The sequence below is a fragment of the Chitinivibrionales bacterium genome (assembly GCA_014728215.1).
Taxonomy (GTDB): domain Bacteria; phylum Fibrobacterota; class Chitinivibrionia; order Chitinivibrionales; family WJKA01; genus WJKA01.
The window spans coordinates 43,807-64,639 of record WJLZ01000032.1 but is presented as its reverse complement, the minus strand read 5'-3'; the positions used below and the strand labels follow the sequence as shown (position 1 = coordinate 64,639).

Sequence of the window (20,833 nt, the reverse complement as noted above, 5' to 3'; positions counted from 1 at the left end):
GTCGGTCTGAGCTGGACGGCTTCGATTGACGCCGACGCCGAATCCGTGACGGTCCGCTACCGCACCGACGGGTCTTTTCCCGTCTCATCAACCGACGGCGCCGAGGCGACAACGCTTGCCCACGGGGAAACGGGTGATACGGTAACCGGACTGGCCGAAAAACAGGAATACCGCTTTGCCGCCTTTGTGCGGGATTCCGCCGGCAACTGGTCGGTTGCCGCTACCGACGCCCGGGACTCGGTAAAGATCCCCGATCTGACCGCACCGCAGAATGTCACCGCACTGAGCGCAACGGTTGTCGACAGCGGTTCAATCGCTCTTGCCTGGACCCCCTCGGCGTCGACCGACGCCGAATCCGTGATGGTCCGGTACCGCACCGACGGCTCCTTTCCTTCGGGGCCCACCGACGGGACCGGGTGGTCGCGAGTAACCACGACCGTACGGGTGGACACCATCACCGGGCTTACAAACTCCACCACCTGCCGTATCGGACTTTTTGTAAAGGATTCGTCGGGACTGTGGAGCACCGCAAGCACCGGTGCGCAGGATTCGGCAGTCACCAGTGAATTTGCAGGTATCACCGCAACACCCGACATCTCGCCGATCGCCGGGAACTACCCCGACTCGGTGGTGGTTACGATCGCCTGCGATACCACCGGCGCATCGATCTACTATACTACCGACGGTTCCGAGCCGAACATATCATCGACGCTTTACAATGGCGCCGTAACATTAAAGTCGAGCGCCACAATCAAGGCCCTGGCCGTTAAACAAGGTCTGGCAAACAGCCCAATCGCTTCACAAAGCTATTCGGTTACTCAACAGTTTGCACAAACCCCCGGAACAGCATCGAAAATTGTCCTCGATAAAGGAGACAGTCTTTCGGTACCCGCGGACGCCTGCACTTCATCGGTAACAATCGGGGTCGAATACATCGCTCCCGCCGATGTTCCCGGTCATCTCGAAGGACAGATGATCGACAAGGCGTTCGATTTGTCGCCCGACGGACTCCATTTCAATTCACCCCTGGTCATGAACGTAAGCTACGATTCGGCACAACTCGCCTCGACCGGTACGGCGCCATCGGCTCTGCACGGCTACTGGTACAACGATTCGCTCCTGCAGTGGGAGGGCATAGAATCGGAAGTCGATTCGATCAATAAAACTATTACCCTGTATATCAAGCACTTCTCGATTTTTTCAGCAGGGACCGGTGTTGCCATGCCGGTATTCAGCATGCCGGAAGGGACCTATGATTCGGCAATCACCGTCGAAATCACCTGTGTTACAACAGAGACATCGATCTACTATACCACCGACGGCACCGATCCCGACGAGTCATCGACCCTCTATGAAGGCCCTGTCACCGTTGACGGTTCAACAACCCTGAAAGCGAAGGCATTCAAACCGGGCCTGGCGGCAAGCTATATCTCCACGGCACAGTACAACATCAACATCCGGCCTGAGCCGGCAACCGGTCTCACCACCACGGCGTCAAGCTGTTCATCCGTCACTGTCTCCTGGATACCGTCATCGAGTAATGATGCCGAGAGCACGCAGGTGTGTGCATCCCTGACCGCAGCACCCACCGCCCCCGGCGCCGGAGAGATTATTACCACTGTCGACGTTTCGAGCACGACGGCCGAACCGGCGGTAAGCCCGACCAACGGCGCGCAACTCTATCTGGCTGTTTTTGTCCGCGATACCGACGGCAACTGGTCGCCGGGCGCCGCCGATACGGTTACCCTCGGCGACTGCATTGCACCGGTCAATAAGCTGAACGTCTCGCTTGCCACTGTCGGTGACAGCGCAATCGCATGCACCCTCACCACCGACTCTACTCTCCTCGGCGACGCCGACCGGATATATATTGCCTGGAACGCAGGTTCGAAAGTGACCGACCTCACAAGCGGCTTTATCCGGGAGTATACCGACACGACCTTTATTGTCCCCAATACCTCGGCGCCCGGATACTGGTATTTTGCAACGGTTCTCGAAGACGCTGCCGGAAACAGGTCGGCCTGGAACCACGACAGCGTGGAAATCAAAAACATTCCGCCAATACTTGTGGCGTCTCCCGATACCTCGGTGTATGAAGACGATATCTGGAACCACTCACTCTCGGCCCACGATCCCAATGCCGATGAAATAACCTTCGGTATAGCAGGCGGCCCCTCGACATTGACAATTAATGCCGCAACACTCTCCTGGACCCCGGGGGACGAAGATGTCGGTAAAAATACCGTTGTCGTGAAATGTTCTGATGTCCGCGGCGGCATTGCCCTCGACACCTTTGTCGTAACAGTCATCGACAGAAACGACCCGCCCACGACGGTACTGCAATCAAAAGCAGTGAAATATGGTGCGGCTCGATTTACCGTTACGGCAAAAGACGACTACGATTCGGTTTTCACCTTTGTGACAAGCATGGTTTCTTTGAATGATTCCACAGAAGTTATGCCCAAGAAAAATGTCTCGGGTACTTATGAGTATTATCCCTTATATGACGGCAACTATGTATTCTCATCCTACGCCGTCGATTCCGACAACCTGATCGATTCCACACCGGTAGGGGAGACTTTTACCGTAACAGGAGCAACCAGTCACCGTTTCTACGATACCACCGGATGGCACATGATCAGTATCCCCTCAGCAGGCTATAATGCCGACAGTATCAAAGCCGGCGGCTACCTCGCAACCTGGGATGAATCATCGATGCCCCGTGATATCTACAACTATTATAAACCTTCAAAGGAGATCGCCTCGGTTGAGGCGGGTAAAGGTTACTGGCGGAAATCGGTCAATCCATCGAACGTTTCACTTGCCGGAACATATACCGACGATTCCGGTTCGGTGGTATCATCGCTTACCAGGCCGGAGCCGGTCGATACTCCATTGACTGTCTTAATCAGCAAGGATAAATACGGTTGGAACCAGATCGGTTGTCCCTATACCTATCCGGTAAGATGGGACCACGGCTCGACCTTATGGAAATGGGAGCCTGCAACACAGGACTTTGTGGAAGCCGGGAATGTCCTGGAACCCTGGCAGGGTTACTGGATGCTTGCGGATTCATCGCAACGCCTTACTATCGACAACACCCCGGCGTTTACCACTCGATCGCTTGCGAAAAAGGCAAAGACTTTCTATGTCGGCAAAGTCGAATGGCGGGTTCAGGTCGGGCTGTCCGGTATGCGGTCACGGGATGCCGACAATACCCTTGGATTCAGCGAACAGGCATTCAATGGCCACGACCATCTCGACCGTCCGGAGCCGCCAAGCATGGGGAATCGCCGTTACCTGTTCTTCTCCCACGAAGACTGGAAACAGCCGATTACCGAATACGCCAGCGATATCCGGCGGTTCTGGAGAGATGAGAATGTTTTCCATATCGGTATTGCTCCCGGTGATGAACCGGTGAAGATTAACTGGCGGGGAGTCGACAATCTCTCCGGTGTCTATCTTTTCGTGGTCCGCCCCGATTCGGGTTTTCAAATCACCGATAAGCAGAGTATCGAACTCGGCGGCGCCCAAGAAACCGAATACCTGAATGTCTTTGCATCGCAGGACAAAAACTTTCTGGAACGGTTCCCCATGCAATTCAACATGGCATCGCCCTATCCCAATCCGTTCAACCCTATTGTCAACTTGAAATATACGATCCCTTACCGGTGGAATAAGAACGGAATGATGAATACCGACGCCTATCATGTATCGATACGCATATTCGACGCCCGGGGCCGGGTAGTCCGTACGCTGGTCAACCGGAACCATAAACCGGGAAACTATAAAGTTACCTGGTTCGGAAAGAGTAATGCGGGAAGAATCGTTGCCTCAGGCGCCTATTTCTGTTCCATAACAGCAGGGAAATTTAAAGATGTTAAACGATTGACTATGATCAGGTAGAGCATAAAGCTGAGGTTGAAATAAAAAGCGACAAACGACAACAAGAATGACGGATGACAAGGGGAGAAGATTCGAGACAACGAAGAGAAAGGAAAGAATGGTGAGGCTCATCTCTGAGCCCCTCCCCCCAAGTATGGGGGCGGGCGAAGCCCGGGGGTTGGGCTACCCACAAGAGCATTTTCCGAGCTGGGTGCAAGGGCCGCCCAGGCCCTTCCGGAATCATCCCCTTTTAATTGGGACAATGATATGAATACAAACCATTACCTATACCCTTCTGCGTTACGGAGGATTTCAATGAAACGATTGTGTAACCGATGGACATTATTGACACTCTTACTGCTTGCCACGTTTTACGGGAGCGGCTATGCACAGCAATCAGGTCACCAGGCGGTGCGGATAAAGAGCATGATCGGAAAAGTTGAGGTCCGTTCCAAGGGCGCACCCAAATGGCGTCCCGGACGGGTGGGAATGCCGGTCAGAATGGGATGGGACATTCGGACCTATGTTGAATCAAGCGCAGAGCTTCAGTTCAAGTCGGGGACCATTATCAAGGTCGGCGAAAACAGCGTGGTAACCCTGTCCAAAGCCCTTATGGATCAGAAAGCACAATCGAACAATTCCAGTGTGAAAGTTGCTACCGGTAAAATATGGGCCAATGTAAAGAAAATGACCAATAAAAAATCAACCTTTGATTTTGAAACGCCAACCGCCGTTGCATCGATTAGGGGAACAAAACTTGGTATCAGTGTTGGAAAGGGAGAAACCTCGATCGATGTTTATGAAGGACTGGTCATGGTCAAAGCACGGGGAGCACAAAAAGCGGTACCCGTTTCAACAAAGACCAGAGCGGTGATCAAAGAGAACAGCTCCGAGGTAAATATAGAAAAAGTCGATGACAAGGCCGCTCAGAAAGCCGAAGAAATCGTTCCGGAGCTGGAAGCGATCACCGATACAACGGCAGATTCGACTTCCACCGATACATCAGATGTTGATTCGTTGGCGGTCGATACTACCCGGACCGATTCCGCTATCACCGATTCGGCTGATATCGATACGGCCGGTCAGGACACAACGACTATTGACACCATAGAAACGGGTGAGGCCCAAGACTCGACCTCCGGAGGCCGGGCCGGGCTGCTGAATGTTCTCTCACCCCAGGAGAACATGGTGGTTAAAGAAACACCACTTTCAGTCAAGGGAACGGCAGTAAAGGGCGCCGTGGTTACAATCAACGGCAAGGAGGTCGCTCTTGACGGCAGCGGCGGTTTTAACACCATGGTCGATCTTGACCTTGGAAACAATGTGATTTCTATCACGGCGACATCAGATGACGATGCCCGGTCAAAGGAGATTACGGTCCGGTATCAACCGGCGCTTGTTCTCAATGTCTCGAACATTGTCGAGAATATGGAAGTTATTTCTCCTGAATTGCCGGTTGAAATCGAAATTAGTGAAGGCGCGAGCTATTCGATTAATGGAACTGAAGGCGCAAGCAGTGTTGAGCTTGAACCCGGGCCGAACCGGATTACAGTGAAAGCCTGGGATGACTGGGGCGGTGCTACCGAACGGACCTTTCTGGTAACGTATAAAAAGAATGCCGGATTAATTTTAAATGTTGCATCACCAAAGGACGGCGATGTCGTTGAGAAACCTATGATTCCTGTTATGGGGACTACAACTCCCGGAGCAAAAATCGAGGTAAACGGAGCGCGGGTTCCCGTCGACGGTTCCGGCGCGTTCTCCTACAGAATTCCCATACCCGACGAACCCCAGGATTACCCTTTGGAGATTGTTGCAAGTCTCGATAATGAAGAGGTATCAATCGAACGGGGCGTGACCTACGAACCGGAAACCGAAGAATTGATGCTTGCAATCAACTCTCCTACCGATGGACAGGTAATCAGGCAGCGGGTGATTCGAATCAACGGCAAGACGAGTTCGGGAAGAGATGTCATTGTCGAGATTAACGGACGGCGCGCGACGGTATCTCCCAGTGGGATTATATCGAACGAGATACCGCTTACCGAAGCCGATATCGGGGAATACACCCTCGAAATTGTTGCCGATGACGGGATCGATGAAAAGATGGTCACGATGCAGGTGACAATTGACGACGAATCGCCACAGATCAACACCAGTGTCCCGACACTTATCATGCAGGGGCATGGTCAGCAGGCCACCAGAATCGGGCAATACTCACTCCAGGTACTGGACCGCACCCCCGACGAACAGATTACCGTGACGGCCGAAAACAACGGATCGCGGGAGGAATATGTCTTGTCAAGTGGCGACAAGGAGATGTTCGCGTTCGAAGAAGGGAAAAACGAATATTCAATCAAGGCTGTCGATAAGGCCGGCAATATCTCGAATGTACTGAACGGAAAAACCTATTATCTTCCCGGTCCCTTGCTCATCGATATTATCGAGCCATTCGAAAACCCCTATGTCGTTAATGATCTTCCGCCGATGCCGCGCAATGTTACCATGTCGGAACTGAATATTGAAATCGAGCTGGATGCTAAAATCGATGATTATTTACCGGAGATATTCAAGTACTGCCGGATCGAAGGCCCCGGTGTGGGGCTTGTGCTCGATGACAACAAGGATTTCACCTTCAGCGGAACCATTGCAGTTCCCCGGGGAACCAATGTGTATACCATTACCGCTGAAGACATTGCCGGCAATATCGGGACAAAGCAGTTAACCGTGAAGATAAGCGAGTGATATGCCGACAATGTCGATTCAGCGAGAGGTCGTGGAGTCAATCTGAATTTCCTTTGCCTTCGAGAGTGCATGTCTGGTAAGGATTGGGCCGATCAGTTCAAATACAATGCAGGTTGCCGTTATCGTCGTGATGACCGTTGTTCCTATCTGATCTCCTCTGGTGATGATCTGATCTCCCGCCGTCGCGACCACAGGCCCCAGACCGGCAAACTCATTTTTGACAATTAGCGACAAGCCGATGGCCACTCCCGCCTGCGATAAAATACCGAGGCCGATATATTTTTTTATTTTTTCATCGACCTTTCCTACCGTTGCGCCGAGGCGGGAACCGAGAATCAAGCCGGCCGACCGGGCCACCATATAAACCAGTCCCAAAAGACCCAGTCGCCCAAGAGCGTGCAGGTGCAGATGTGCTCCGGCAAGGGCAAAGAAAAGCACAAAGAGCAGCGGCATGAACCGGGAGATCTCATTGCCGAACCGCGTGGTAAAGGTGTGCGGCTGCGTGTTGGTGATCATCATGCCGAAGACCATATTGGAGAGAATCAGCGAACAATGGAAATGCGAACAGATCCCCGTCAGGGCAAAGACAAATCCGACACCGAGAATGAATATGTCGTTGTTACTCCGGAGCCGTCGTGCAAGAATACAGAACACCAGCGCCATGATTGCTCCGATCACGATACTCAGGATTATTTCGATCAGGGGCTGCGCAAAGGCGGACGGTGATATTCCATTGGCAGTGCCGTTTGCGTGCTCCAGGATCATGCGGGCAACCGCGGCGGCAAAACCGAAGATGACGATCCCCAGGCCGTCATCGAACCCGACCACCGCATAGAGCGCCTTGGTCAAGCTCCCCCGGGCCCGGCACTCCTTGATTACCGCAACGGTACCGGCCGGTGCACTGGCCGGAGCAATGGCGCCAAACAATAAGGCAACAGCCCAGTCACGGGTAATCCCATAGAGTACTGCCGTCACCAGCACAAAGGCACCGAAAGACTCTGCCAGGATAATTGCCACAATCCCGATTCCCTGCTTCTTGAGGGCACCAACACTCAGCTCCAACCCGATACTCACTGCTACAAAGGCAAGGGCGATCTCGGTAATAAAGGAAAAGGAACGCTGGAGACTTTCATCGGCAAGATTCAGAAACGAAGGGCCGAGAATGACCCCGACCAGCATAAATCCGATAATAGACGGGAGCTTGAGCCGCTGAATCCCCTTGCCGGCGAAAAAGCCGGTGATGACAATGACGCCTGCTGCTAAAATTCCGTATATTTCTAATGATGTATGCATGGGAATCCAGGCGCCTCAGAAATTAAGTGAACCAATGCAATAAACCAGATCCTGAACTGCAATCATAATCCCCGGCGACTTTTGTAAATCACCAATCAGATCGGAAAGACGACGGAGTGTATCGTTGACCATCGACCGCAGCACAATCGCATTAATAATTCTGTGATATCCCTGATCTTTATCATCAAGAAAGGCTGCAAAGAGCGGCACATTATTCAGATACTGTCCGGCATCCCGGGCTTCGACTACAGAAATAGAGCACTCTGCAATTTCGGAAAAGACCTGAAGAATATCTTCGAATTTTCCTTCATCCTGAACAAAAACCTGAACCATCGACCATTCGATTTTTCTGATTCCTCCGGTCTCGGGCTCCGAATGTTGAATAAACGTTTTGCGTATTTTGGCGGGATCGGTCAATTGCAACAGTTCCTCAACAGCATGCTCCGAATTAAGCGCCCGTGAAATGCCTGAAAGAAGGTGAATATGCTCGTTTCGCCGGGAGCGCGGGCCGATGATAAAAACAAGGATATGGACCGGCTTCCCATCGACCGAAGCAAAATCAAAGCCCTCGGAACTTATGATTATACCAACCACGAATTCATCGATAGACTCAAAGGTGCAGTGAGGTATTGCAATACCATTCCCAAACCCTGTCGATCCAAGTTCCTCGCGCCTTTGAAGCCGCTGATATATATCTTCATTATTGATGTCACGAAGCACTTCAGAATGTTTTGCGGCTTCGACCACCTGGCGGAGAGCACGCTCCTTATCGCCGCCCGAAGGATGAACAACAATGCATTCTTCCCCTATCGCATTTTCGAGTCCCATAAAAGGCTCCTTATTTGCCTGGCATTGAACTGGTCTGACTGATATTTTCACCATGAAAATAATATTGCATTTATGCAAATGCAACAAATATTATGCAAATTCATGCAAATATGTGCAAACCATTACTTGGTTTTGCATTGGCATGCATAAATGTTTATTTTTGTCGTATATATAATGTTTTGATAGAGGGCATTTATTGAAAGGTGTGGTTTTGTATGGCCCCATCACCCCGTGATGAAATCATGACCATGAAAGAGGTCGCCGAGTACCTGAAAGTATCGGTGCGGACCGTGCATGAATGGACACTCAACAGAAAAATACCCTCCGGAAAAATCGGTACCTCCTGGCGGTATAAACGGAGTGAAATCGAACGATGGGTGGATGAACGACTGGTGCATAACTGGAAACCGGTTATTCCGCCTTCAATTAAGACCGAAAAAATCTTTTCGCCCAGTCGCATACTTTTTATCGATTCGATTACCAAGGCTGATGCGTTGAATGAGCTTATCGATGTTTTATCGACAGCGGAGGAGATCGCGGGTAAAGATGAGCTTGCCCAGGAGATATTTCACCGGGAACACCTGATGAGTACGGCGATCGGCCTGGGCGTAGCTGTCCCCCATGTCCGGTTGCAGTCGGTATCAAACCTCGTTGCCGCAGTGGGGATCAGCACCCATGATATCACCGATTATGAATCACTGGATGACAAGTCGATTCGGATTATTGTTATGGTTGCAGGAGGGAAAGAGCAGCATTCTCAATATTTACGACTGCTCGCCTACCTCAGCTCACTTCTGAAACGTCGTACGATCAGAGATAAACTGCTCAATGCCGGCGATGTTGATTCAATTTACAGAATCATCATCAGTAAAGAAAGGTCAAACCCAAAAAAAAAGGCGAAGGGTAAGCGCTGAGTTGGACCGCCGGTAATGGTTACGCCGCCTTCCTTCCGGCATCCGATTTCTGCATAAGGACAAGGGAGCCCACCGATGTGCTCACCGCCCGGGCGGACCCGGGCGCATTTTTGCACCATCATGATGGTGCAGGTGTGGTGAAATTGCAACGCACTTTAGCCCCAGCCCCTCTGTTTCCTTGCGCATTTTGCAAAAATCCCTTTGTGCACGGTATTTGCATATCTTATCATCGGAATCATTGCGATTCAGAACAGATTCCGGATCAGTGAAGGAAATCGAATGAAAATTGCATGTTCAATTGAAGAGTCACGCATAGCAACGGTGTTTGATTTTTCCGATAAGCTTTTGGTGGCGGATGTTTGCGATGGTGCAAATATTCACAAGGAAATTGTTTCTCTTCCCTGCACCCTGGCATCCATTCGAGTGGGGTCGATGCGTGATATGCAAATCGAAACACTGATATGCGGTGCTGTTTCAAATCCTCTTGCAGCGATGATCTGGCATGCTGGAATAACCCTTGTTGCCGGCATAACCGGTGATACCGACCAGGTGATGGATGCCTGGCTGAATGGAAAATTGCAGGACACGCCCCGGTTCCTTCTTCCGGGATCGGGCCTGAAAGGCCGGTGCGGATGGGGGCTTGGGCGTTGCGGCAGAATGCGGAGAGGACGAGGATGGGGCGGAAGAGATCCTCTGCTCAGGCAATGAACCGTCTTTATGCACTTTAGAATGAGAATCAACAAAGGAGGTACAGTATGCCGGGTGGAAATGCGACCGGTCCCCGAGGTAAAGGCCGGGGACGAATGCGAGGCCCCTTTGCAGCCGGACCGGACGGCACGTGCGTCTGTCCACAGTGCGGCCGCAAAGAAGCTCATCAGCGGGGACAACCCTGCAGTCAAAAGGTTTGCCCCACCTGCGGTATTCCGATGACACGAGAATAAACGTTACGCTAATATAACCATTTTACAAAGGAGGCTACTATGCCGGGTGGAGATGGAACCGGTCCTGGAGGAACGGGACCGATGACAGGACGAGCAGCAGGATATTGCGCAGGATATTCGGCGCCGGGATATGCAAATCCGGTCGGCGGCCGGGGATACGGGTTTGGTTTCGGCCGCGGCGCCGGCTTTGGTCGAGGCGGTCGGGGTCGACGTAACCGGTATTATGCAACCGGCTTAACCGGCCGGGAACGAGCACCCATGGGATACCCTGTAGCACAACCCTATGCTCAACCCTCTACGCCAACAAAAGAGCAGGAAATGGAAATGCTTAAAGGGCAATCTGAGCATTTCCAGAATGCGCTCTCCGACATACAAAAACGTATTTCAGAACTCGAGGCGGATACAAAATAGAAAGTCCTTTCGTTGTTGGCACAGAAGAAAGCGGGTGGCTGCCCACTCGCTTCTTCTGATTACATAAAGGTAAAAATCGAATGAATATGAAAGTCCTTTTTGATAAAGACACACAGGAAAGCGATTATCGCACCGGATGGGGGATTTCTTTTCTTATAAATGAAACGGTTTTATTCGACGCCAGCGAAAACGGCGAATGGCTTCTTCACAATATGCAGGCGATGAATGTTGATATCGATGCGATTGATTCTGTGGTCATATCACACGATCACTGGGACCATACCGGCGGATTAGGGAGTTTTCTGGAAAAGAAACCCTCATGTACAGTTTACGGATGTTCCGGATTTAGCGACCGGTTCAGACAAAACGTGAGAAAATACGGAACAAACCTCATAGAACCGGCCGGTTCCACTCACATAGCCGAAAACATCTTTGTCTCCGGCGAAATAATCGGGACCTATAAAAATGCTCCGATTTCCGAGCAGGCATTGGTAATTCAAGGCAACGACGGTATTTCGGTGGTCACCGGCTGTGCCCATCCGGGAATCACAACCATGATACGGACCATCGCCGATTCATTTCAGCAAAAAGAAATTGCTCTTGCAGCCGGAGGATTTCATTGTATGCAGAAAGAGACACATGAAATTACCGGCATAATTAATGAGTTACACGATCTCGGTGTCTGCAAAGTTGGTCCCACCCATTGTTCGGGGAATGAGGCCCAACGGTTATTCAAAGATGCCTGGGGTGACAATTATGTTTCATTCCGTGTCGGCGAATCAATTACGATTTAATTTCGCACATACATTTACAGGAGGTACCCTATGCCGCAGAGAGACGGAACCGGACCACTCGGATCAGGACCCGGGACCGGAAGAAGACGGGGATGGTGCAAAAGATTTTTCTTTCCCCGCGGTAGTTTCAGCATGCGACGGGCCGGGATTGTCAGTACTCTTATACCTGTTGCCGGTGCGCTTATACGGGATGCTATGAATCCCAATGGATTAGTTCAAACTTTCAGGAAAAAGCTTTTCCACCGCAAAAATGCCCGTAACAAAGCGGCCGTTGAAGCCGATTATACCGTAGTAAGCGAGAATAAATCATGAAAGTAGCAATAGCAAGCGGAAAAGGCGGAACCGGTAAAACCACAGTAGCCACGAATCTCGCCCTGGTCCTTTCACAAAACAAAAATCCGGTAACCTATATCGATTGTGATGTTGAAGAACCGAATGGTCATATCTTTTTAAAGCCAAACTTTGATTTCGAACGGCAGATTTCTACTCCTGTCCCCGAAATTGACGAGTCAAAGTGCACCGGATGCGGTTTATGCGCACAACTATGCCAGTACAATGCGATTATCTGTCTGGCAAAAAAAACCATGGTTTTCCCCGAACTCTGTCATGGATGCGGCGGCTGCGCACGGGTATGCCCGCAAAAAGCAATTACCGAAAAGGGAAACCGTATCGGTGTGGTTGAATCGGGCAATGCAAAGGGTATTTCTTTTTTTCACGGCAAACTCGATGTCGGCGTTGTCATGAGTCCACCGCTTATCAGGGAAGTTAAAAAATATTCGGATGATAACGGTATTACGCTTATTGACGCCCCCCCCGGCACCTCCTGTCCGGTAATAACCGCGGTCCAGGATGCCGATTATATCGTCCTTGTTACCGAACCAACCCCCTTCGGGCTGAACGACCTTGGCCTTGCTGTCGATATGGTAAAGGAACTGAACCGTCCATTCGGCGTGGTTGTCAACCGTCATGAGGAGGATAACATACGGGCTCGGGAGTATTGCCGCCAACAGGGGGCAAAAATCATCGGTGAAATACCCGATGACCGCAGGATAGCGGAAGCATACTCAATGGGAACAATGGCGTGCCTTGTATTGCCGGAGATGAAAAAGACATTCGAATCGCTGTGGAAAGCGATTTGTTTAAATATGCGCACAACAGGAGTTTGACAAAATATGAAAGAACTGGTAATAATAAGCGGAAAAGGCGGTACAGGCAAAACCAGCATCGTGGCCTCCTTTGCCGCTTGTGCAAAAAACGCTGTTCTGGCCGATTGTGACGTCGACGCCGCAGACCTTCACTGCATTCTCACGCCATCGGTTCATGAAACGAATGAATTCATTGGCGGAAAGCGGGCCGCAATTGTCCCGGAAAAATGCACCGGCTGTGGTACGTGCATAAAATTATGCCGGTATGATGCAGTGCGGGAAAGCACGGCGGCAAATCAGAACAAGCGGCGGTATGAAATAAATCCGGTCGCCTGTGAAGGGTGCGGCGTCTGCGCCTGGTTCTGCCCCCAAAAGGCGATCGATTTCACCGATGTGGTCAATGGCCACTGGTTTTTGTCGAGCACCCGGTATGGTCCCATGGTTCATGCGAAGATGGGTATTGCTGAAGAGAACTCCGGAAAGCTCGTTACGCTGGTAAGGAATAAGGCAAAATCAATTGCCCGAAATGAAAAGCGGGATCTGATTATTATCGACGGCTCCCCGGGTATAGGATGTCCGGTTATCGCGTCGATTACCGGCGCCGACCTGATCTGTATCGTTACCGAGCCGACCTTGTCGGGCGAACACGATCTTAAGCGGGTTGCCGATCTTGCACGCCATTTTAATATTCCGACTGTAGTATGTGTCAATAAATTCGATCTCAACCCGTTGATCGCCGAAAGGATTCTTGCCGACGCAACGAAGCGAGGTTTATCAGCCGCAGGGACGATCAGATACGATGCCATGGTGACCAAGGCCCAAATCGCTGAAGCCGCGGTGGTGGAATATACCAACCTCCCTGTTGCCGAAGATATCAAAAGGGTATGGAACACTGTTCTGTCGATCCTGAACAAATAAAATGCTGATAATTATTTTAATAAGACATGAAATAATATTATAAATGGAACAAAGGCCTCACTGCTGTTTATAACCAACGAACGGAAATCGTATCAAATTAAAGGACCGGTCTCCCGCCATAGCAATGGCCGGCATTTCGATACAATGAAAGAATGGCTGGATTCCAAATATCCGGGAACTGCAGCAGTTGTTTTGGATGCCGAGGAAGTATACAGCGGTTCGGAAAAACTTGGGTAATTGTATGGAAAAGGAATGTATTGCTCATGCTCCACGAATAAAATCCCGGATTACGAAATATATTCATACCTTTTATTCTCGGGATGAGGAGATGAATGCAGCGGTCCGTCTCAAAGAAGAACATACCAAAAGGGTGGCAAAAGTAATTCTTACGCTGGCCGATGACCTCGGATTAGATAAAAAGAATTCTGATCTTGCCGAGATCATTGCCTGTCTCCATGATATCGGGCGATTTAAACAGTTTGCCCGATATAAAACATTCGTTGATCGCGCATCGGAAAACCATGCCCTTCTGGGGGTTGATGAGATCCGCAAAAACGATTTATTGAAGGGACTCCCACTTCAGGCCGCCAACCTGGTTGTGAATGCGGTTTCATGCCACAATCGAGCCCAAATCCCCGATAATACAAACAAAGAGCGCCTTCTCTTTGTCAAACTTATCCGTGACGCCGATAAAATCGATATCCTGAAGGTTGTCACCGATTACTATGCCGGTAACAATACTGTCCGCAGCCGGGCGCTGGAACTCGACCTTCCCGACACCGCAGAAATATCGCCCGACATTTATGATGATGTTATTCACGGCAGAATCGGCAGGGTTGAAAAAATGAGATCACTCAGCGATTTCAAGGTACTTCAAATGGGATGGGTTTTCGATATCAATTTCCCCGGGTCTTTTCGGATTATCAAGAGGAGAAAGTATCTGGAAAAAATCCATGCCTCCCTGCCAAAGTCGAGCCGGGCCGATACAGTATACACCATAACGAACGCCCATCTGGAAAGGAAGTGCGGCAATGACCGACCCACTGACCCCCTACGGCAATAAACCGATGGTTACACCTATTGTAAATGCGGTCAGTCTCGGCTCCACCGAATCGCTTATCTGTATCCCCTATCTCACGACAATGCTGTATATGCCCGAAGAACGTCGGGAAATGTTTGGAGTAAATAAAAACACGGTGAGGCTTTCCTGCGGTATCGAGCAAACCGATGTTTTGACAAAAGATATCGAGCAGGCATTGAAAGAAGTATAACAGATATCGTGTTTCTCCGTTGTGCAACATTTCCGGGCCCGAAATTGTAAAACAATCAGGAGAAAGGATACTGATGAACAGCTATTATACTACCTATTGCAGACTGAAAAACGAGCATCATCAACAATGTATGTTCAACGATAAAAAAGGGACGGTTGGAGATAATTTTGAAATATCCTTTAACGATAATGGTGATTTACTCGGTACATTTTATTGTTACAACAGCTTTCAGGGTTACGATGGCATGATGCATGGTGGTATGATCGCCGCGCTGATCGATTCGGCCATGGCCAAATGCCTGATGGGCCATGGGGTTGTCGGCTACACCGGCCGGATGAATATCCGGTACCGGAAACCGGTCAAATCACAGCAACAACTCGGTATCCGCTGTTCCATTACCGAACGTTACAAAGAACTCTATAAAGTTAAGGCAGCGATTACTCAGGAATCAGGCCGTGGATCTCATGTGACGGCCCAGGCGCGGTTTTATAAAGTTAATTAGCGAGTGGAAATACCAGCGAGAACTCTATCCGTTCGGGCGCGACCCGCATGTCGAGCCCTTCAAGCGGCGCCGGCAAGTGGGGAAAGAGAATACCGGCAGCAAAGGTGGCGCAGAAATTGCCGAGTGCTGCTCCAACGAGGACATCGGTGGGATAATGCTTCTGTGCTTCTACACGCGCCCAGCCGGTTCCCATAGTAAGCAGCGAAAATCCCGCGGCCCACAGCGCTTAACCCTTTTTGTTCGCGGGCTCTTTCACAACTACTTCCTGCTCTCAAATGATATGAAGAACAGCTCAAAAACACTAAAAAGACTAACAGTGTAATGATCAGAGAAGATAATCGTGAATATATTGAATGATGGCTTGATTCTGGAAAAAGAAGCATGGAGCAGAAATGACTGAATACAGGCGCCATGAAACCGGAAATTAGAAAAGCGTCTACCTGTTACAATTAAAAATATACTTAGGAGTAGAATTATCTACTAAAACAATCTGTAATTTTAGTGGGGCAACAATAAGCTCTGTTTTTCTTATAATTCTCAGACACCGCATAAACCGGCGGCTTTTGCCGGAGTTGAGTTTAGCTGTTTGCGACGGTGCTTAATTATTTGACCCAATTCGGCAGGTGTATTACTTTGCAGCTCATCCTACCCAACCTTTCCCTTACTCTCATTCCAGAACAAATCCATTTCTTCAAGAGAGGCTTTTCGTATATCTTTTCCCTGTTTTTTATACTGGTCTTCGATATATCGGAACCGGTTAATGAACTTTTTAACAGTCATCCTGAGGGCGTCTTCGGCGCAGATTTTATTATGGCGGGCAACATTGACAAGAGCAAACATGATATCCCCGAGTTCTTCCATGGCGTGTTCCTGATCGTCCATCGCAAGAGCTTCACGAAATTCCCCGAATTCTTCCTCCACCTTATCGAGTACCGGTTTCATATCGGTCCAGTCAAAACCGATCCGGGCGACCCGTCGCTGCACTTTCTCTGCCCGGAACAGGGCCGGCAAAGCCTCGGGAACGCCGTCAACAAGATATTTCCGGTCCTGCATCCCCTTCTCCGTGCGCTTGATTTCTTCCCAGTTACGAGTAACTTCTTTCGATGACGATACCTCGGTATCCCCGAACACGTGCGGGTGACGGCGGATTATTTTTTCGGCTATCCCCCGGGCAACATCATCGATAGTAAACGCGCCCCGCTCCGCACCCATCTGAGCGTGCAGTACCACCTGAAGAAGAAGGTCGCCCAGTTCTTCTTTCATCTTCTCATCGTTGTCCTGCTCGGCAGCCTCAAAAAATTCATAGGTCTCATCCAGAAGACAATTGAGAATACTCTTATGGGTCTGCTCCCTGTCCCAGGGACATCCCCCGGGACCACGCAGGCGGGCTATTATTTCGATAAATTTGTCTAATGCTTCAGACATTGGTGCTCCTTGAAAAACAGTTTCATATTTCGTCGTGTCGTCCCATCGTCGTGTCGTCGCGTCGTCGCATCGCCGCGTCACTCTCCCCACTCCCCCTTCCCCATCCGGATAATCTCGGGAACATCCCCGGTCAGATCGACAATAGTTGATCCGCGCGGGTCGGGAAGCGGCCCGATATCAAGCATGATATCGACTTCGTGCATGACTGCAGGCTTTATTGCTTTCGGATCTCCCCGCTCCTGCCCCGGTAACCTCAACGATGTATTTCCCAGGGGCTCTTCAATCAAACGAACAAGCTCCAGACAGATCGGGCAATCGGGAATTCTGATTCCCACGGTCTTTCTTCTGGGACTTATCTTCTTTGGAACATAGTTTGTTGCCGGAAGAATAAACGTGAAGGGACCGGGAAGATACCGTTTCATAAGCTTGAAATTAGCATTGCTGATTTTTGCATACACACTCGCCTGCGAAAAACTGGTACAGATATAGGAAAACATCCGCTTTTTATCTTTTTTCAGAAGCTCAGCGATCTTTAAAACAGCCTTTATATTGCTTGCACAGGCCCCCATGCCGTATACGGTATCGGTCGGATACACACAAATACCGTTTTCATTTTTCAGCAATGCTGCTGCATGATTCAAAAAACGCGGCTGGGGGTTGCACGGATGTACTTCGTAGTGAATCATTTGTTTTGCGAAACGAGCGTTGCTATCTCACCTTCCTCCGGAAATCGATTCAGCTTTTTCTTGGAAAATATCAGGTCATTATCCATTTCGACTTCAAAAACGCCGCCACTCGATTCGATAAGTTCCGATTCTGCATTAAATTTCTTTTTCAGCTCCTCTGCCAGACCGGCAGCACGAGGTTTGTAATTTCACATGCCGCAATAGGTGATTCTGAATTTCATAGGTACCCCTTCTTATTTAGTGAGTAATGTAGTAATATGCGTATTTACTGCATCGGCAAGACTGTCAAGAGTATAGCCGCCTTCCAATACCGAAACAAGCCGTCCATCACAATGCTCATCGGCAAGGACCATACTTCTTCTTGTCAACTCTTCAATCCCCCCATCGGTGATACCAAGGTTGCCTAAAAGATCATTTTCCTTGCAATCGAACCCTGCCGAAATCATCATGCAATCGGCTTTGAAATCCACTTTTTTAAGGGCAGGAATAAAAGTATCATCCCACACCTGAAGGATCTCATCATCGCCGCTGTAAGGTTCTAAAGGACAGTTCAGGGTGTAGCCTTCGCCGGCCCCCCGTCCCTTTTTGCCCGGATGTCCTGTTCCGGGAAAGGTCCAGAAAACATGCGTTGAAAAATAAAATACCGTGGGATCTTCATAAAACGCCCATTCGGTACCGTTACCATGGTGAATATCCCAGTCGATTATCAGAATATCCTTACATCCCCATGCAGCCTGAGCATAGCGTGCTGCAACGGCGATATTATTGATAAAACAAAACCCTTCCCCCTGATTGAGCCCGTCATAATGGAGCCCGTTGTTGTTGGCATGGTGTCCCGGGGGACGGAGTGCGCAGAACACATTTTTGCACTGACCCGAAAAAACGGCATCGACTCCGGCCATGGCTCCGCCGGCAGCGAGCATCGCAACCTCCCAGGTCTCCGGATTTTCTTTCAGCGATTCACAATGCTCCTCCGAATGAATTTTCCTTACAAAAGACAGAACCTTCGCCATATCATCAACGGGCGAAAGGGAACACACCCTTTTATCAAACCCCTCCGACGCCATCATTTCACGGATAGCCTCCAGACGCTGCGGACATTCAGGATGGCCCTGTGTCAATTGATGGCGGGCATATTTGTCATGATAAACAAACCCGGTTCCCTTTTTTGCCGTTGAATGTGATGATACGCCGGTGTTTTCCATGAAAAAAACTTCTTTCGTTACAGGATTGCTGCTAAAAATACACTATGAAACCGGCTAAGTGAAGCGTGGCTTACTGTTACCGGTTTGCGATGCATGTTTTATTTCACCTTGCACTCTTAGTATTTTACTATAAACACCGCATTGCGCCCGGTACAATCAAAGGATACTTCACTGTATGGCCCTGGAACTTCACGAACGGAAATATAAGGATATCCCTCTGCTCGAGCTTGTGGGCAGGGTTGTCGATATCGATGTTAAAAAATTTTCCCGGAAACTCGAATCCATCTACAAAAAAGATCCCAAAGCAATCATTATCGATGTTACTCGGACCAATTTCATGGATAGTCACGGCCTGGGAATAATTGTCTACTATCACACCCGCATGCAGTCGGAGAATAAAAAGGTAATCGTCCTCAATGCCAACACCAATCCCCGCTCCTATATCAACCGCCTGTTCGAATTGACAAATTTAAACCAGGTCCTGAATGTAGTCAGAAATCTTAAGTGAAAATTAACCACTCGCGCCACACAACCCTGTAACGATCACTTATCCGGCAAATAATCCTCCGACACATAAATGCCGATAACCCGGTCGATATTGAGCATTTCGAGAGTATCGAAAAGGCTTGGATTAGGCTCGATTATGCAGAGATCGCCGCCGAGATCGGCAATTTTGTTATAGCAATCGATAAGCACTTTCAATGCGCCGCTGAATATATAGGATGCCGATGAAAAGCTTACGGCAACTTTTCGCTTGCCTTTATCGAGATAGTGTGAAACCAGATCTCTGAGTTCGGAAAGATCGGTTATTGAATTACCACCATTAATTCTGAGAATTTGATACGGACCGCGCGAATAGGTTTCGATACGGACCGGGGATTCTTTTGATGCAGTTCTGGTCATGACTCGTTCCCCGTAAATTGTGAAAAGGTATCCCCCTCGGTCTCCTCTCTCTAATGGTATTTTTCAGGGATCGATTTGTCAATATTTTCCTGAACCCCGCCCCCTTCTTTGCCTGCATCCCGGAAACCGCTTTATTCTAAAGATTGCTCTTTATATACTCACGGGCATTTTTGAAAATGCTCAATCCGATGCCTTCTTCGGGTAGCTCTTGGCGGGTCCACCGGGGATGGTTTGTTTTGTGGAGGTAGGCTTCGGGGTGGGGCATAAGTCCGAAAATTCTTCCCGATGAATCACAGATACCGGCAACACCGGATTGCGAGCCGTTGGGATTGAAAGGGTATTCGAGCGTAGGTTCATCAGATCCGGGTTCGACATAGCTGAGAACCATCTGATTGTTGGATTTTATTATATCGAGTACCTCTGTGTCGCGGGCAATAAATTTGCCTTCACCGTGCCGTACCGGGAGGTACATATCAGTAATATTTCTGGTGAAAACACAGGGCGACTGGTCGTTCACTTTCAGGTTCACCCACCGGTCTTCAAATTTGCCGCTATCGTTAAACGTGAGTGTGGCCTGCTGCTCGATATATTTGTTTTCCAATGCAGGAATAAGCCCCAGTTTGATCATCAGCTGGAATCCGTTACAAATCCCGAGAATTATCTTGCCGTCGTTTATAAACCGGGTGAACTGCTCGATAAGCGGTGAACCGTCCTTGCGGGAAACGCTGCTGAGAATCCGGTTTGCCTGTGCCTTTGCCGAGCCAAGATCATCGCCGTCAACAAATCCTCCCGGCAAAATAGCAAAGTTATAAGCATCGAGCATGGTATCACCGTTGAGAAGTTCCCAGACGGTGATAATATCAACGGCCTCAAATCCCGCCAGCCGGCATGCATGAGCTGTTTCCATCTCACAATTGACGCCGTTTCCGGCGAGAATAATCACTGAAAGTTTTTGTGTCATTATCTA

Annotated in this window: 21 protein-coding genes and 1 pseudogene; 13 read left to right on the top strand and 9 right to left on the bottom strand. The window is 49.6% G+C overall.

Features of this window, described 5'->3' with window-relative positions:
* Positions 1-3,906: hypothetical protein (locus GF401_02350; GenBank protein ID MBD3343887.1), on the top strand; the 3,906-nt coding region annotated here is incomplete at its 5' end.
* Positions 3,907-4,152: 246 nt separating this feature from the next.
* Complete coding sequence (locus GF401_02345) at positions 4,153-6,630, top strand: hypothetical protein (GenBank protein MBD3343886.1); 2,478 nt, start codon at positions 4,153-4,155, stop codon at positions 6,628-6,630.
* Between the two features lie 18 nt (positions 6,631-6,648).
* On the opposite strand, the gene GF401_02340 is transcribed toward GF401_02345, so the two are convergent.
* Entirely contained in the window at positions 6,649-7,923 is a 1,275-nt protein-coding gene (locus GF401_02340) for a hypothetical protein (protein MBD3343885.1), read from the bottom strand.
* A 15-nt stretch (positions 7,924-7,938) separates the two neighbouring features.
* The gene (locus GF401_02335; GenBank protein ID MBD3343884.1) at positions 7,939-8,805 is read right to left on the bottom strand and encodes a hypothetical protein; all 867 of its coding nucleotides are present in this window, start codon (positions 8,803-8,805) and stop codon (positions 7,939-7,941) included.
* Positions 8,806-8,966: 161 nt separating this feature from the next.
* Between GF401_02335 and GF401_02330 the strand changes: the two genes are divergently transcribed.
* The 10 genes and pseudogenes from GF401_02330 to GF401_02285 all read left to right on the top strand — a co-directional run bounded on the left by GF401_02330 (position 8,967) and on the right by GF401_02285 (position 15,647).
* On the top strand, positions 8,967-9,665 hold the full coding sequence (locus GF401_02330) for a helix-turn-helix domain-containing protein (protein MBD3343883.1): 699 nt from the start codon (positions 8,967-8,969) through the stop codon (positions 9,663-9,665).
* A gap of 279 nt (positions 9,666-9,944) precedes the next feature.
* Positions 9,945-10,373, top strand: coding sequence for a hypothetical protein (locus tag GF401_02325; GenBank protein MBD3343882.1), 429 nt, complete (start codon positions 9,945-9,947; stop codon positions 10,371-10,373).
* Positions 10,374-10,420: 47 nt separating this feature from the next.
* Entirely contained in the window at positions 10,421-10,606 is a 186-nt protein-coding gene (locus GF401_02320; GenBank protein ID MBD3343881.1) for a hypothetical protein, read from the top strand.
* Between the two features lie 39 nt (positions 10,607-10,645).
* Positions 10,646-11,017 carry a hypothetical protein gene (locus GF401_02315; GenBank protein MBD3343880.1) on the top strand — a complete coding sequence of 124 codons (372 nt, stop codon included), beginning with the start codon at positions 10,646-10,648 and terminating at the stop codon, positions 11,015-11,017.
* 80 nt (positions 11,018-11,097) lie between these two features.
* Positions 11,098-11,811, top strand: coding sequence for an MBL fold metallo-hydrolase (locus GF401_02310; GenBank protein ID MBD3343879.1), 714 nt, complete (start codon positions 11,098-11,100; stop codon positions 11,809-11,811).
* A 30-nt stretch (positions 11,812-11,841) separates the two neighbouring features.
* The gene (locus GF401_02305) at positions 11,842-12,123 is read left to right on the top strand and encodes a hypothetical protein (GenBank protein MBD3343878.1); all 282 of its coding nucleotides are present in this window, start codon (positions 11,842-11,844) and stop codon (positions 12,121-12,123) included.
* Positions 12,120-13,874, top strand: a pseudogene (locus tag GF401_02300) (P-loop NTPase). The gene GF401_02305 and the pseudogene GF401_02300 overlap by 4 nt, the downstream one beginning before the upstream one ends.
* Before the next feature lie 196 nt (positions 13,875-14,070).
* Positions 14,071-14,937 (top strand): HD domain-containing protein, encoded by an 867-nt coding sequence (locus GF401_02295; GenBank protein MBD3343877.1) that lies wholly within the window; start codon positions 14,071-14,073, stop codon positions 14,935-14,937.
* Complete coding sequence (locus GF401_02290) at positions 14,906-15,145, top strand: cystathionine beta-lyase (GenBank protein MBD3343876.1); 240 nt, start codon at positions 14,906-14,908, stop codon at positions 15,143-15,145. The genes GF401_02295 and GF401_02290 overlap by 32 nt, the downstream gene beginning before the upstream one ends.
* Positions 15,146-15,218: 73 nt before the next feature.
* A complete protein-coding gene (locus GF401_02285) occupies positions 15,219-15,647 on the top strand; it encodes a hypothetical protein (protein ID MBD3343875.1) in 429 nt (142 codons plus the stop codon).
* Here the strand turns inward: GF401_02285 and GF401_02280 are convergent.
* The 5 genes from GF401_02280 to GF401_02260 all read right to left on the bottom strand — a co-directional run bounded on the left by GF401_02280 (position 15,640) and on the right by GF401_02260 (position 18,963).
* Positions 15,640-15,840: a hypothetical protein gene (locus GF401_02280; GenBank protein ID MBD3343874.1), complete on the bottom strand. Its 201-nt coding sequence runs from the start codon at positions 15,838-15,840 to the stop codon at positions 15,640-15,642. The two genes, GF401_02285 and GF401_02280, sit on opposite strands and share 8 nt — an antisense overlap.
* Before the next feature lie 452 nt (positions 15,841-16,292).
* Positions 16,293-17,072, bottom strand: a complete 780-nt coding sequence (gene mazG, locus GF401_02275; protein ID MBD3343873.1) for a nucleoside triphosphate pyrophosphohydrolase — start codon at positions 17,070-17,072, stop codon at positions 16,293-16,295.
* A gap of 77 nt (positions 17,073-17,149) precedes the next feature.
* Entirely contained in the window at positions 17,150-17,758 is a 609-nt protein-coding gene (locus GF401_02270; GenBank protein MBD3343872.1) for a threonylcarbamoyl-AMP synthase, read from the bottom strand.
* Positions 17,755-17,922, bottom strand: coding sequence for a SelT/SelW/SelH family protein (locus GF401_02265; GenBank protein ID MBD3343871.1), 168 nt, complete (start codon positions 17,920-17,922; stop codon positions 17,755-17,757). The genes GF401_02270 and GF401_02265 overlap by 4 nt, the downstream gene beginning before the upstream one ends.
* A gap of 69 nt (positions 17,923-17,991) precedes the next feature.
* Positions 17,992-18,963 (bottom strand): histone deacetylase, encoded by a 972-nt coding sequence (locus GF401_02260; protein MBD3343870.1) that lies wholly within the window; start codon positions 18,961-18,963, stop codon positions 17,992-17,994.
* A 175-nt stretch (positions 18,964-19,138) separates the two neighbouring features.
* Between GF401_02260 and GF401_02255 the strand changes: the two genes are divergently transcribed.
* Positions 19,139-19,471: an STAS domain-containing protein gene (locus GF401_02255; protein ID MBD3343869.1), complete on the top strand. Its 333-nt coding sequence runs from the start codon at positions 19,139-19,141 to the stop codon at positions 19,469-19,471.
* Between the two features lie 35 nt (positions 19,472-19,506).
* On the opposite strand, the gene GF401_02250 is transcribed toward GF401_02255, so the two are convergent.
* Positions 19,507-19,866, bottom strand: coding sequence for an STAS domain-containing protein (locus GF401_02250; protein ID MBD3343868.1), 360 nt, complete (start codon positions 19,864-19,866; stop codon positions 19,507-19,509).
* A gap of 136 nt (positions 19,867-20,002) precedes the next feature.
* Entirely contained in the window at positions 20,003-20,827 is an 825-nt protein-coding gene (locus tag GF401_02245) for a phosphoribosylformylglycinamidine synthase subunit PurQ (protein ID MBD3343867.1), read from the bottom strand.
* Positions 20,828-20,833 lie beyond the last annotated feature (6 nt).